This window comes from Rudaea sp., from assembly GCF_036560865.1.
In the GTDB taxonomy this organism is placed as follows: Bacteria; Pseudomonadota; Gammaproteobacteria; order Xanthomonadales; family Rhodanobacteraceae; genus Rudaea.
This window is the reverse complement of record NZ_DATBQK010000100.1, coordinates 1-14,182: the sequence shown is the minus strand read 5'-3', so window position 1 is coordinate 14,182 and position 14,182 is coordinate 1. Positions and strand designations below refer to the sequence as shown.

11 protein-coding genes are annotated in these 14,182 nt (G+C 63.1%); all 11 read right to left on the bottom strand.

The annotated features are described in order from the left end of the window. Window positions 1-111: 111 nt before the first annotated feature. The gene (gene dnaE, locus VIE67_RS10420) at window positions 112-3,753 is read right to left on the bottom strand and encodes a DNA polymerase III subunit alpha (RefSeq protein WP_332025922.1); all 3,642 of its coding nucleotides are present in this window, start codon (window positions 3,751-3,753) and stop codon (window positions 112-114) included. 100 nt (window positions 3,754-3,853) lie between these two features. After that, complete coding sequence (locus VIE67_RS10415; RefSeq protein WP_332025920.1) at window positions 3,854-4,216, bottom strand: hypothetical protein; 363 nt, start codon at window positions 4,214-4,216, stop codon at window positions 3,854-3,856. Between the two features lie 61 nt (window positions 4,217-4,277). Next, window positions 4,278-4,859 (bottom strand): ribonuclease HII, encoded by a 582-nt coding sequence (rnhB, locus tag VIE67_RS10410; RefSeq protein WP_332025918.1) that lies wholly within the window; start codon window positions 4,857-4,859, stop codon window positions 4,278-4,280. Then, the gene (locus VIE67_RS10405) at window positions 4,856-6,631 is read right to left on the bottom strand and encodes a sulfatase-like hydrolase/transferase (protein WP_332025916.1); all 1,776 of its coding nucleotides are present in this window, start codon (window positions 6,629-6,631) and stop codon (window positions 4,856-4,858) included. The genes rnhB and VIE67_RS10405 overlap by 4 nt, the downstream gene beginning before the upstream one ends. 94 nt (window positions 6,632-6,725) lie before the next feature. Continuing rightward, window positions 6,726-7,997: a lipid-A-disaccharide synthase gene (gene lpxB / locus VIE67_RS10400; protein ID WP_332025915.1), complete on the bottom strand. Its 1,272-nt coding sequence runs from the start codon at window positions 7,995-7,997 to the stop codon at window positions 6,726-6,728. Between the two features lie 154 nt (window positions 7,998-8,151). Next, on the bottom strand, window positions 8,152-8,934 hold the full coding sequence (gene lpxA, locus VIE67_RS10395; RefSeq protein ID WP_414707341.1) for an acyl-ACP--UDP-N-acetylglucosamine O-acyltransferase: 783 nt from the start codon (window positions 8,932-8,934) through the stop codon (window positions 8,152-8,154). Next, window positions 8,931-9,395, bottom strand: coding sequence for a 3-hydroxyacyl-ACP dehydratase FabZ (fabZ, locus tag VIE67_RS10390; protein ID WP_332025911.1), 465 nt, complete (start codon window positions 9,393-9,395; stop codon window positions 8,931-8,933). The genes lpxA and fabZ overlap by 4 nt, the downstream gene beginning before the upstream one ends. After that, on the bottom strand, window positions 9,392-10,438 hold the full coding sequence (lpxD, locus tag VIE67_RS10385; protein ID WP_332025909.1) for a UDP-3-O-(3-hydroxymyristoyl)glucosamine N-acyltransferase: 1,047 nt from the start codon (window positions 10,436-10,438) through the stop codon (window positions 9,392-9,394). The genes fabZ and lpxD overlap by 4 nt, the downstream gene beginning before the upstream one ends. Then, complete coding sequence (locus tag VIE67_RS10380; RefSeq protein ID WP_332025907.1) at window positions 10,435-11,013, bottom strand: OmpH/Skp family outer membrane protein; 579 nt, start codon at window positions 11,011-11,013, stop codon at window positions 10,435-10,437. Before VIE67_RS10380 ends, lpxD begins: the two co-directional genes overlap by 4 nt. A 139-nt stretch (window positions 11,014-11,152) precedes the next feature. Beyond that, the gene (bamA, locus tag VIE67_RS10375) at window positions 11,153-13,603 is read right to left on the bottom strand and encodes an outer membrane protein assembly factor BamA (RefSeq protein WP_332025905.1); all 2,451 of its coding nucleotides are present in this window, start codon (window positions 13,601-13,603) and stop codon (window positions 11,153-11,155) included. Window positions 13,604-13,718: 115 nt separating this feature from the next. After that, a partial coding sequence (locus VIE67_RS10370; protein WP_332025903.1) for a site-2 protease family protein occupies window positions 13,719-14,182 on the bottom strand: 464 nt, incomplete at its 5' end.

Genomic DNA, 14,182 nt, shown 5'->3' with positions numbered 1-14,182 from the left:
ATGGGTTGTTCGAAGTCGAGAAAATTCGGATTCATGCGATGCAGCCGCACGCGCGTTTGCGCAAAGTGCGCAAGTATACCCAGATGGGCGGCGTGAGACGAGGGATGCGGCTCAACCGGCTGCCGGTTTGCTCAGCAGCAACTCGGTGGCGAGCACGCCGGGCAGGGCTTCCAGGGTGTGCAGCAGGCCGGCGCTGGCGCGCACGCGCCAATCGGTGCCGAATTCGAGTTCCGCGCGACCCTGCGCATTGGCGTAGGACAGGCGCAGCATGGTCTTGCCGCCGCGATGGCCGGCCAGCGCATCGCGCAGGCGCGGAATGAAGGCGGTGTCGACGCCATTGAGCTTCACGCGCAGCAGCCGCGCGTAGCGCGCGCAGGCCTCGTCGAGCGTGCTCACGCGGCGCGCGCGCAACTGGAAACCGCCGGAAAATTCATCGAGCGACAGGCCGCCTTCGACGATCAGGATCGCGTCGCGCGTGAGCAGCGCGGCGAACTCGACGAAGGCTTCGCGGAACAGACTGACCTCGATGCGCCCGCTCCAGTCCTCGATCTGCGCGAATGCCATTGTGTCGCCACGCTTGCGCAAGCTGGTGAGCATGCCGGCAACGACGAACGGCTGATCGCTGAAGCGTCCGCGACGTTGTTCCGGCGCGGGCGGGCGGTAGTGTTTGGCGACCTCGCCCAGCGGCGCATCGGCGAGCTGCACGAGAATCGCGCGCCAGGCTTCGGTCGGATGGCCGGACAGATAATGCCCGAGTGTTTCGCGCTCGCCGATCAGGCGTTGTTGCAGCGGCCACTCGTCGCACACCGGCAACTGCAGCTTGATCGCGACTTTCGCACTCGCGCCGAACATGTCGTTCTGCCCCGCCTGCGCATCGCGCGCCTGTTGTTCGGCGGCCTTCATCGCCTCGGGCACTTGCAGCATCAGGGTCGCGCGGTTCGATGCCAGCGCATCCAGCGCGCCGGACAAGGTGAGTGCTTCGAGCACGCGCTTGTTGAGCTTGTGCGGATCGACCCGCCGGCAGAAATCGGCAAGATCGGTGAATGCGCCTGCGCGCTCACGCTCGGCGGCGATGCTCTCGCACACCGCGCGGCCGACACCCTTGATCGCGCCGAGTCCGTAACGAATGCTGCCGTCGTCTTCGGCGACGAAGGGGTAATTCGAGGCGTTCACATCGGGCGCGCGCACGACCAGATGCATCGCGCGCGCTTCGTCGAGAAAGGTCACGACCTTGTCGGTGTTGTCCATGTCCGAGGACAACACCGCGGCCATGAATTCTGCTGGGTAGTGAACCTTCAGCCACGCGGTCTGGTACGCGACCATCGCATACGCTGCGGCATGCGACTTGTTGAAGCCGTAGCCGGCGAATTTTTCCATGAGGTCGAAAATCGCGTCGGCTTTCGCGGCGCTCATTCCATTCGCCGCGGCACCGTCGCGGAATACCGCGCGCTGCTTGGCCATCTCGGCCGGGTTCTTCTTGCCCATCGCGCGGCGCAACAGATCGGCGGCGCCGAGCGAGTAACCGCCGACGATCTGCGCCATCTGCATGACCTGTTCCTGATAGACCATGATGCCGTAGGTCTCGGCGAGCACGGGTTCGACGCGCGGATCGGGATACTCGATTGCCTCGGCGCCGTGCTTGCGTTTGCAGAAACTCGGGATCAGGTCCATCGGCCCGGGACGGAACAGCGACACCAGCGCGATGATGTCCTCGAAACGGTCCGGCTTGGCGTCCTTGAGCATGCCCTGCATGCCGCGCGACTCGAGCTGGAATACGGCGACCGTGTGCGCCTTTTTCAGCAAGGCATACACGCCCGGGTCGTCGAGCGGCAGCAGGGTGATATCGAGCGGCGCTTCCATCTGGACGGTCGCGGCCGCAGGCCGCTCCGCATCTCCTTCCCCTGCTTGCGGGGGAAGGTGCCCGGAGAGCGGAAGGGGTGGCGCCGCAGGCGTGCGCGCGCGGCGTGCATTGATCGCCTTCACCGCCCAGTCGATGATGGTCAGCGTGCGCAGGCCGAGAAAGTCGAACTTGACCAGGCCAATCGCCTCGACGTCGTCCTTGTCGAACTGGGTCACCGCGCCGCTCTCGCCACCTTCGGAGTAGAGCGGGGCGAAATCGGTCAGCGCGCTCGGCGCGATGACGACGCCGCCGGCGTGCTTGCCCGCATTACGCGTCAGGTCCTCGAGCTTGATCGCGAGATCGACCAGATCGCGCACGTCGTCGTCGGTCTGGTACTGGTCGCGGAATTCGGCGACGATGCGTTCGGGTTCCGCGCGCGATTTTTCGCTGTGGCCGAGCGCGTCTTCCAGGCTCAGATCCAGCGGTCGCAGCGGAATGAGCTTGGCGATTCTGTCGACATGGCCGTAGCTCATGCCGAGCACGCGGCCCGAATCGCGCAGCACCGCCTTGGCCGCCATCGTGCCATAGGTGATGATCTGGCTGACCTTGTCGCGGCCGTACTTGCGCGCGACGTAGTCGATCACCGCATCGCGGCCGTCCATGCAGAAGTCGACGTCGAAGTCCGGCATCGACACGCGCTCGGGATTGAGGAAGCGCTCGAACAGCAGACCGTAGCGCAACGGATCCAGATCGGTGATGCCCAGACTCCACGCCACGACCGAGCCCGCGCCGGAACCGCGTCCCGGGCCGACCGGAATATCGTTGGCCTTGGCCCAGTTGATGAAGTCGGCGACGATGAGAAAGTAGCCGGCAAAACCCATGGTCACGATTACATCGAGTTCGCGGGTCAGTCGCGCGACGTAGTCGTCGTGTGCAAACCCTTCGGCCAGCGCATGTTTGGCCAGGCGTGCCTGCAGGCCGACAGCGGCCTGGTTGCGGATGAACGAATCGATCGTTGCGCCCGCGGGCAGCGGAAACTCGGGCAGATAATACTTGCCGAAGGAAAGTTCCAGATTGCAGCGTTTTGCAATTTCTATACTATTTTCCAGAGCCTCCGGCAGATCGGCGAACAGCTCGGCCATCTCTTCCGCCGATTTGAGATATTGCTCCGGCGTGTAATCGCGCGGACGCTTCGGATCGTTGAGCAGACGGCCGGAATGGATGCAGACGCGCGCTTCGTGCGCCTCGAAATCCTCGCGCGCGAGAAAGCGCACGTCGTTGGTCGCGACGACGGGGCAGTCCAGCTTCGCCGCAAGCTGCAGCGCGGCATCGATGAAATGTCCCTCGTCGGCATGGCCAGTGCGGGTCAGTTCGAAATACCAGCGATCGTCGAACCAGCGCAGCCACTCGCGCGTGGCGGCGAGCGCCGCTTCGGTTTTGTCCGCGAGCAACAGATGGCCGATGTCGCTATGCCGCCCGGCCAGCGCGATCAGGCCTGCACTGCTGCCGTCGAACCATTCCGGCTGCACGATCGCGTGGTCGCCATGGCGGCCTTCGATATAGCTGCGCGAGATCAGGCGCGCGAGGTTCAAATAACCCGCGCGGTTCTGGCACAGCACAGTCAGACGGTAGGGCTTGTTCGGATCGCCCGCATTGGCGATCCACAAATCCGCGCCAGCGATCGGCTTGATCCCGTTCGCCTCGGCCGCGCGATAGAACTTGACCAGCGCAAACAGGTTGCTCTGATCGGTCAGCGCGAGTGCGGGTTGGTCGAGCGTGACCGTCTGGCTGATCAGATTCGCGCGCGGCGCCTTGGCCGGGTCGCCGTATTCGGGCTTGTCGGGCAGACGGATCGTCGAATCGATCAGCGAGTAGTCGCTGTGGATGTGCAGATGAACGAAGGTGGGGGTCATGACGACGAAGATGAGCTAGCAGCGCAGGGTAGCCCCCCCTCGTCAGCCAGGCAAGGCTTGACGAACAGTGTGGAGCGAACCTGCAATTTTCATCGATTATTCAATGCAGCGTGCCGCTGCCGCCGGCCCCGACATTCGGCGGCGGCGTGGGCGCAGTGGCCGGATCGCTGGCGGGCTCGGCGGCCGGTTTGTGCAGCAACGACTGGTGCAGCCACAGGCTCGCAAGATGCACGCGGTGCTCGTGCGGCAGCACGAAGCCGAGCCAGCCCAGACCGGGGTGGCGCAGCATGAACAACACGCCCTGTGGCAGGGGCGAGGTATGCCATGCCGGGTTGACGATGGCTTCGCACTGCTCCGGCGGCTGCGTGGCGGGCTCGGGTTTCATTTCGGCGCGCCGCTTGACGGCTGCTGCGATCAGTTCATCGAGTTGCGTGGCGGACAGGGTGGATAGTTCAATCGTCATTGGGCTTCGTCTTCATTCGGCGGCGCGCCAAAGCATCATACTGCGGCCGGGCCGCCGGTCGTCAGGTGAACAGTTCGCATTGCCTGACCGGCGCGAAACTGCGCCGATGTTGCGGGCAGGCGCCGAGGCGCTGCAGCGCGGCGCGATGCGACGCGGTGGGATAACCCTTGTGCAGGGCGAAATCGTAGCCCGGGAACAACACATCGAGCTCGCGCATGCGCGCGTCGCGCGCGACCTTGGCCAGGATCGATGCGGCGCTGATGGCCGGTTCGAGCGCATCGCCACAGATGATCGTGCGGCCGGCGCACGGCAGGTCGCGCGGAAGCCGGTTGCCGTCGATCAGCGCGAGCTGCGGCGCCGGCCGGAGTGCGGCGATGGCCCGGGTCATGCCGACCAGCGTCGCCTGCAGAATATTCAGCTCGTCGATTTCGCCGACGCCCACTTCGATCACGCTGAAGGCGAGCGCGCGCGTGCGGATCTCAAGGTCCAGTTCTTCGCGCTGCGTTCGGCTCAGTACCTTGGAATCGGCCAGTCCGACGATCGGGCGTGTCGGGTCGAGAATCACCGCGGCGACGACGACCGGCCCGGCCAGCGGTCCGCGCCCCGCCTCGTCCACACCGGCAACCAGTTCGCTGAGCTTCATTCGTGCAGTGCGCCGAGTTGGTAAAAAATATAATTCTGGTAGGAATCCACAATTTGCTTTTTGGCGCAATTGAGATAGAAGCCGGCGCAGCGTTCGCGCATCAGCGCGTTGGCCTGGAACAGTGTGTCCTTCTTCACGCCGGCCATGTCGAGAATCAGGGACGGGGCGAAGCTCAGGTCCATTTCCACATCGCCGACCTTGCGCGCGGTCTGGTAATTCGTCTTCAGCATGTAATAGGTGATGAAGTTCGGATCGCCGTCGGCCGCGGGCAGGTTCTTGTCCAGCGCACGCATGGCGCCGTCGAACGAGGGCTGATGGTCGCCGAAATGGAACAGCAGCACGGGGCGGTCGCCGTTGAGCAATTTCTTCTCCAGGCTGGCCATCGCGATATCCGAATCGGCGAGACGGTGCAGGTAATTGCCGAGATTGAGGTTCATCCATTCGTCCAGCGACTTGGGCACGAATTTTCCCGGGAACAGCGGCTTGTTGAACGGCGCGGGCAGCGTGTTCAGCGGCGTCATATGCGGGCCATGCTGGCGCAGGGTCAGCATCATCACGAACAGGGGCTGCTTGCCGATGGTCCGCTTTTCCTTGTCGTAGATCTGATTGAATACCTGCATCAGATCGCTGTCGGGCGATTCCCACGACAGGCCGTAATCCTGACCATCGTAGAACGCATCGAAGCCATAGTTCTCGTAGGCGTTGCGCGCGTTGATGAAGTTGCCCGACATCGGATAGATGGCGATCGTGCGATAGCCGGCCGCGCGCAGCACGTTCGGCATCGAGGTCTTGATGCGCGGCGCGAGATTGTAGGGCGCATACAGACCCGCATCGCCGAAGCTCAGATGATTCAGGCCCGACATCAGGGCGAATTCGCTGGTCCAGGTGCCGCCGCCCCAGACATGCACGGTGAGCAGTCCGTGCGCGCGCGTGCGTCCGTCGGCCACGAACATCTGGCGCTTGCATTCGGGCCGCGTGCAGACCTTGAGCATGCTCGGATCGTAGGTGCTTTCTTCGAGCACAGCGATGATATCCGGATGCTCCTGGGCGTCCTTGAGCGGCTTCGCCGGCGTGCAGGCCGGAGGCGCGCAGAGCGGCGGGTTGTCGGCGTCGCCCTGAGTCCACAACAGGCCGCTCTCCTCATCGGCCGCGAACGCCGGGATCCTGACCTGGGTCTGATAGAACGAGGTGTAAAAATCCGTGATGTAGCTCTTGTCGTTCATCGCCTGCCACATGCCTTTTTCGAACACCGCGGCGAACGGCCCTGTCGGCCATGCGGCGAGCAGCAGGGCAACGACGGCGGCGAGCGCGCCGGCAATGCGCACGTAGCGGCGCCGGGGTTGCGCAAGCCGCGCGAGAAAGTTCGGCCGATCCATGCGCCAGGCGAGAACCAGCAGGGTCGGGATGAGGACCACCGCGGTGATGATCGCAAGCATGATCGGCGGATAGCGCGTCGCCACTTCGACCAGATCGCGGTTGACGAAATAGACCAGATCAGGCGCGAGCAGCGGCGTCGTGAGGTAATGAAACTTCATGTAACTGGAGATCAGGACGCTGCCGAAAATCACTGTCGGCAGGGCGAACGCGAAGATGATGCGTCGGGTAAGAAACGCGATCAGCGCGAGCGTCGCCAGCAGCAGGGTCGCTGAAAATGCGCGTTCGATCCCGGTCGCTTCGGCCATCGGTCCGAAACCGATCAGGGCGACAAATCCGGCCAGGATGAAGAGGGCGAAAATCTTGCTTCGGCGCGGAAGCGACGCGGGTTGGAGCATCGCGGTCAAGACGGGTTCGTGCACGGAGCAACGTTACGGTGCGCGAGCGCAAGCGTCAATGAAACTCGTTGCTGCGATGCGGGAATCCACTGCGTCATGCGCGACTGCCGGATATTGCAACTTGCGCCAGTTCAGCGACTGCTGCCGCTGCGCCGTGCTCGGCGTCTGCGCGCAGCGATTCGTGCAGGCAAACGAATTCCTGCAATACATTCGGCGGCAGGGCACGTGCACGCAGCATCGGCGCGAGCACGGCGGCGAGCGCGGGCGGCGTGCAGGCGTCCTGCATCAGCTCCGGCACAACCGTCCTGCAGGCGAGAATATTCGGCAGCGAATAGACGTCCGTGCGCAACAGGCCGAAGATTTTTACCAGGCGATAGGTCAACGCGGCGACGCGATAGGCGACGACCATCGGCCGCTTCGCCAGCATCGCTTCGAGTGCGGCGGTGCCCGAGGCAAGCAGCACGGCGTCGGCGGCGATCATTGCGGTGTGAGCTTGGCCGTCGATGATGGTCACGGAAGCCGGTAGCCGGTAGCCGGTAGCCGGAAATCCCGATTGCACGTCCGCTGTCCGGCTGCCGGTTCCCGGCTCCCGGCTCCCGATTTCAGCTGGCAACAAGGCCTCGAACGCTGCACGGCACTCCGCATTCGCCATCGGTGCGACAATCTGCAATTGTGGAAATTGTTGCCTTAGCAGAATCGCGGTTTCGAGGAAGTCGCGGCCAAGGCGCGCGATTTCGCCGAGACGGCTGCCGGGCAGCAGTGCGAGTACGGTTGCGTCCTCGGCCAGGCCCAGCGTACGGCGCGCGGCGGCTTTGTCCGGAGCGATGGCAAAGGCGGCAGCCAGCGGATGGCCGACGAAGCGCGCATCCACGCCGTGGCGTGCGTAGATCGGCGGTTCCATCGGGAACAGGCACAGCACGCGATCGGCGCTACGGCCGATTTTCGCCGCGCGCGCTTCGCGCCAGGCCCATACCGACGGGCTGACGTAGTGTGCCGTGCGCACGCCGGCGCGCTTGAGCCGGCGTTCGAGGCCGAGATTGAAATCCGGCGCGTCGATGCCGATAAAGACATCCGGCCGTAGCTGCAAGGTGCGTTTGTATACATTGTTGCGCAGTGCAAGCAGGCCGGGCAGATGCTTGAGCACTTCGACCAGACCCATCACGCTCAGCCGCTGCGCCGGATGCCAGAGGTCGAGGCCGGCATCAAGCATGTGCGGACCGCCGATACCGGCGAAGCGGGCATTCGGAAAACGTTGTTTAAGCCCGGCAATCAAATCCGCGCCGAGCAGATCGCCCGACGCTTCGCCGGCGACGAGGACGAAGAGCCGGGAATCGGAAATTGGGAGTCGGGAATCGGGGATAGCCATTCTCTTCTCGTCATTCCGGCGAAAGCCGGAATCCAGTGTCTTCTGCTCTTCGTGCGCTTTCGTAAAAGCAAAGCCGCTAGATGACCAGCCATTCGGCTGTTAAAACCGGGCTTTCGCCGGAATGACGAAGCTTTAAGGGCTTCAGCCCCGGGCCTCAACGCGCCAGCGGCCGCTGCCCGCGTTCGATGAATTCGAGCAGCATGCGCACGTCGTCCGATTCGCTCGCCCAGGCGGCAAGCGCCGCACGCGACTCGTCCAGCGGCAGCTTGGACACGTACAGTGTGCGGTATGCGCGTTTGATCGCCGCGAGCCGCTCGGGCGTGAAGCCGCGGCGCTTGAGACCTTCGCTGTTGATGCCGCGTGGACGGCCGTAGTCGGCGGCCATCATCACGAACGGTGGCACGTCGCCATTGACCATGCAGTTCATGCCGATGAAGGCGTGCGCGCCGATGCGGCAGAACTGATGCACGCCGGCAAAGCCCGACAGGATCGCGTAGTCGCCGATCTCGACGTGGCCGGCAAGGGTTGCGTTGTTCGAAAACACCGTGTGGTTGCCGATCTGGCAATCGTGCGCAATATGCACATAGGCCATGATCCAGTTGCCGTTGCCGATGCGCGTCGCACCGCCGCCGTCGGCGGTACCGCGATTGAGCGTGGTGAACTCGCGGATCATATTGTCGTCACCGATCACGAGTTCGCTGCGTTCGCCGCCGAATTTCTTGTCCTGCGGGTCGCCGCCGACCGAGGCGAACTGCCAGATGCGATTGTTGCGACCGATGCGCGTCGCACCTTCGATCACCACATGCGCGCCGATTTGCGTACCTGCGCCGATCTCGACGCCGGCGCCGATCACGCTGTAGGCGCCGACACTGACGTCGGCAGCAAGCTTGGTGGACTCGTCGACGACGGCCGTGGGATGGATTCCCCGCATGGTCATCCCGCGGCGCTCTCCGCGCACATGATCTCGGCCTCGGCGACAGGCTGGCCGGCGACGCTCGCGCGGCCATGGAAGATCGCCATGTTGCGGATCATGCGCTTCAGTTCGACGTCGAGTACGAGCTGGTCGCCGGGAAGGACGATCTTGCTGAATTTGGCCTTGTCGACCTTGACGAGAAAATAAAGCGGGTGCGCGTCGGGCGCATAGTCGTTCGACAGGTGCACGAGCACGCCCGAAGCCTGGGCGAGCGCCTCGATGATCAGCACACCCGGCATTACCGGATAGTTCGGGAAATGTCCCTGGAAAAACGGCTCGTTGACGCTGACGTTCTTCAGCGCGCGCACGCGCTTGCCGATTTCATATTCAATGACGCGATCCACGAGCAGGAACGGATAGCGATGCGGCAGCATCGTGGCGATCGTGTGCGCCTCGATCGGCAGGGTGGGGGCTTGTTTGGTCATGGTTTGCGTTCCTTCTCCAGCGTCTGTACGCGCCGGGTCAATTCGTCCAAGTGTCTGAAACGCGCCGCGTTGCGACGCCATGCGCGATTATCCTGGATTGGGGTGCCCGAGGAATACTCCCCGGCTTCGTGAATGGAATGGGTGACCAGGGTCATTGCGGTAATCGTGACCCGGTCGGCGATGGAAAGATGGCCGAGGATGCCGGCGCCGCCGCCGATCAGGCAGTAACGGCCGATCGTCGCGCTGCCGGCAACGGCCGCACAGCCCGCCATCGCAGTGTGCGCGCCGATACGCACGTTGTGTGCGATCTGGATCTGGTTGTCGAGGCGCACATCGTCTTCGAGCACGGTGTCGTCGAGCGCGCCGCGATCGATCGTGGTGTTCGCGCCGATCTCGCAATCGTCGCCGACGACCACGCCGCCCTGCTGCGGCACCTTGATCCAGCTGCCGTGATTGGAAGCGCTGCGATCGAAAGCGAGCCCGAAACCGTCCGCGCCGATCACCGCACCCGGATGCACGAGCACGCGCTTGCCGAGTACAACCTGCGCCACCAGAGTCACGCGCGCGACCAGACGCGTCTGTGCACCGACTCGACAGCCCGGTCCGATCGTGCAATGCGGGCCAACTACGGCGCCATCGTCGATCACCGTTCCGCTGTCGATCACGCAGAATGGACCGATGCTGGCGCTGGTCGCGACGCGCGCATCGTTCGCAACCACCGCACTGGCATGAATGCCCGGCACGGGCGCCGGCGTGCTTTGGAACAAGGCCGCTATCTTGGCGAAGGCGACGTAGGGATCTTCGGCGATCAGCGCGGCGCCGGCGAACGCATCGGCGTCCGCGGCGCGCAGGATCACTGCGGCCGCCTTGCAGGTTGCCAGTTCGGAGCGGTAGCGCGGGTTGGCGAGGAAGCCCAGCTGCGCCGGCGTCGCCGCAGCCAGGGCCGCCACGCCATCGATCATGCGCGCACCGTCGCCACGCAGTTGCAGCGCGAAGCGTTCGGCGAGGCCCGCCAGGCTGAATTCCGCTGCCGCGTCGCTCACGGTTTCGGCACGCCCGTGCCGCCTTTCTTCAAGCGCTGCAGGATTGCGTCGGTAATATCGATGCGCGGGTTGGCGTACAGCACCGGGCTGGGCACGATCAGATCGTAGCCCTGTGCGCGCGCGTAATCGATGATCGTGTCCTGCAGCGCGGTGAAGGCGCTGTCGCGCAACGCTCCCGCGCGCGAGTTCAATTCAGTGCGCGCCTCATCGTGCATGCGTTTGTTCGCGCGTTCGGTCGCGTCGATTTCGCGCTTGAGCGCGTCGGCGTCCTCGTGCGTCATGATGGTGCTGTCGCGCTCGTAGCGCTGCTTGAGGGCAGCGAGTTTGGCGTCGTCGGTCTTGATTGTCTCGTTGCGCGAGGCGAACTCGCGCTCCAGCTGCGCCTTGCCTTCGGTAAATTGCGGGGCATTGTCGATCAGGCGCTTCATGTCGACATAGCCGATGCGGATGCCGGCGGCCTGGAGCGAGCCGGCTTGCGTCGGCGCGGGCTGCGCAAATGCGGAGGTGGACAGCACGAGCGCGGCGAACAGCACCCATCGTCCACTGATTTCAGCCCTGCCAGCGCCAAGCTTCACGCGGTACCGCCCTCTGCAAACCGGAATGGCGGCATCGCAGCGGCTGCCGCCAGCGCTCAATCTTAACCCGAGAAGGGCCGCTCGCGTCGAGTGACAGGACGCCGCCGGCGTTTTTTCCGATGTGCGTCGGCTGGCGAGCTCAGAATGTCCCGCCGAAGTTGAATTGCAGCGTTTCCGGGATATCGCCGGCCTTCTTGATGATCGGACGGCCCAGATTGATCACGATCGGACCGACCGGTGCCTGCCAGTGCAGCGATATGCCGGTGGATACGCGGAAGCCGTCCGTCCCGGTCACGGAAAAGTCGTTGAAGGTCTTGTACACGTTGCCGACGTCCACATACCAGGACAGGCGCGTGCCCGAGTCGTCCTTCACGAACGGCGTCGGGATGATCAGCTCTACCGAGCCGGTCGTCTTGAACGCGCCACCAAGTGGCTGCAGGCAGTAGCTGGCCTGGGTGATCGAGGTGCAGCCGAGCGTGAGGTAACGCGTGTTGGCCGCACCCAGCGTGTTGTCGCGGAAATTGCGCACATCGGCGATGCCGCCGGCGTAGTAGTTCTCGAAGAACGGCAGGCCGAGTGCCGTGTGCTTGCCGTAAGCATTGCCGTAGCCGACAAACAACGAGCCTTCGAGCGTGAAGCTGCGAGTGACCGGAAGGTATTGCGCGTAGCGTGCGCTGAGTTTGTAGTATTCGGCGGTCGAACCTGGCAGGGTGACTTCGGCACCGAGTTGGATCAGCGATCCATGGGTCGGATTGAAGAACTTGTTGCGCGTGTCGTGCGCCCACGAAGCGCTCATGGTTACTTCATGGAATGTGTAATGGCCGAGGGCATTGAGGTAGTCGATGATCGGCTGCGGCGAATAGAATTGACGCGTGGTCACGAAGCTGCCGTTGGCGTCGATCTGATAGATAGGGTTGCCGCTGCTGTCGTAGATGAGATTGCCGTTGGCATCGACAGCCTGGATCGGGATGTCGGAGTAGGTGATGATCTTGGTGCGGCTGATGCCCAGCGACACATTTACCGAATCGTTTTCGCCGATCGGCAAACCCATGTTGGTCGAGAACGATCCGGTGTCGTTGAGGTAGTTGGCGATATTCGCCTGGCTCTGGTCGAGCTTGCTGTATTTTAAGTCGTAGCCCAGACCGATGCCGCTGTCGGTCAGGTACGGCTGGAAATACGAAAGTCCGTACTGGGTCAGGTAATAGCTTTTCGAAATAGTCACGGACGCGTGATCGCCGGTGCCGATGAAGTTGTTCTCGGACAGCGACACGCTGGCGATCAGCCGCTCGACCTGCGAGTAGCCGAGACCGAAGGTGAAGCTGCCGGAATTGGTTTCCTCGACCTTGACGTCCACGTCGACCTGATCGTCGGTACCCGCAACGCGCGGCGTGGTGATCTCGACTTTCTTGAAATAGCCCAGGCGCTGCAAACGGATCTTCGAGCGGTCGATCGCGGCCTGCGAATACCATGCACCTTCGAGCTGGCGCATTTCACGGCGCATGACTTCGTCCTGGGTCGAGGCATTGCCCTTGAAATTGACACGGCGCACGTAAACGCGCTTGCCCGGATTGACGAAGAAATTGATGCCGACCTCGCGCTTGTCCTTGTCCGGTGTCGGAATCGGCGTGACCTGGGCAAACGCGTAACCGATGTTCGCCAGTACCGCGGTCATCGCTTCGGAGGACTTCTGCACCTTCTGCCGCGAGAACACTTCGCCGGGCTGCAGCGTGATCAGCTTGCGCATTTCCTCTTCGCTCACGACCAGCGTGCCGGACAGCTTGACGTCGGAAACCTTGTAGATCTCGCCCTCGGAAACCGCGGCGGTGAGGTACATGTCGCGCTTGTCCGGACTGATCGTGACCTCGGTGGAGTCGACGTTGAAATCGATATAGCCGCGATCGAGATAGTAGGAATTGAGTTTTTCCAGATCGCCGGTGAGTTTTTCGCGCGAGTACTGATCGTCCTTCGAGTACCACGACGTCCAGTTGCTGGTATCGGACTCGAAATCGCTGCGGATGTCCTTTTCGCTGAAGGCCTGGTTGCCGACCAGATCGATGCTCTTGATCTTGGCGACCTTGCCCTCGGCGATCACGATCGACAACTCGACGCGATTGCGGTCCAGATTGATCACCGTGGGTTTCACGGTGACGTTGTATTTGCCGCGGTTGTAATACTGGCGCGTCAGTTCCTGGGTCACGCGATCGAGCGAGAGGCGGTCGAACGGCTCGCCTTCGGCCAGGCCGATGTCCTTAAGACCCTTGAGCAGGTCTTCCTCTTTCAGATCCTTGTTGCCCTTGATCTGGATCTTCGAGATCGCCGGGCGCTCCTTCACCGTGATGACGAGAATGTCGCCCTGGCGGCTGACCTGCACGTCGGTGAAGAAACCGGTCTTGTACAGCGCGCGCACGGCCTGCTGCACGCGTTCGGTGGTGACGTTGTCACCTTTCTCGACCGGCAGATAGGTGAACACGGTGCCGGCGGAAATGCGCTGCAATCCGTCGATGCGGATGTCCGAGGCGACGAAGGGATCGATGGCGTGAACTTGAGCGGTGAGGCAGGCAAACAAAACAAGGGCGGCGATACGCTTCATCGTCACTTCCAGACTAGAATTTTTGTTACCCGGCAAGGCCGGAGGGCAGAACGTAGAAAACCGATTCGTCCCGACTCGGGACGAAAAGAATGCATTATCCGCTGTCGCCGGCGGTTTATGAAGCAACCAGACGAACGATGTCGTTGTAGAACGCCAGGCTCATCAAGGTTACCAGCAAAGCCAAGCCCACATATTGGCCGGCGATCAGTGTACGTTCGCTGACCGGGCTGCCCTTGATCCACTCGACAAGGTAAATCACGATGTGGCCGCCATCCAGAATCGGGATCGGCAGCAGATTCAGAATGCCCAGGCTCAGCGAAATCACCGCGAGGAAGTTCATGAACCAGGCCAAGCCCTGATGCGCCGAGGCGTTGGCGACCTGGGCGATCGAAATCACGCTGGACAGGTTCTTCGCCGAGGCCTCGCCGACGAGCATGCTTTTGATCATGCCCAAGGTGCTGCGCGTGGTTTTCCAGGTCTCGGCGAACGCTGCGGGTATGGCGCGCAGCGGGCCGAATTGTTCGATCGCGTCGTTGACCCTGGCCTGCCAGCTGATGCCGATGATCCAGCGTGGCTTGC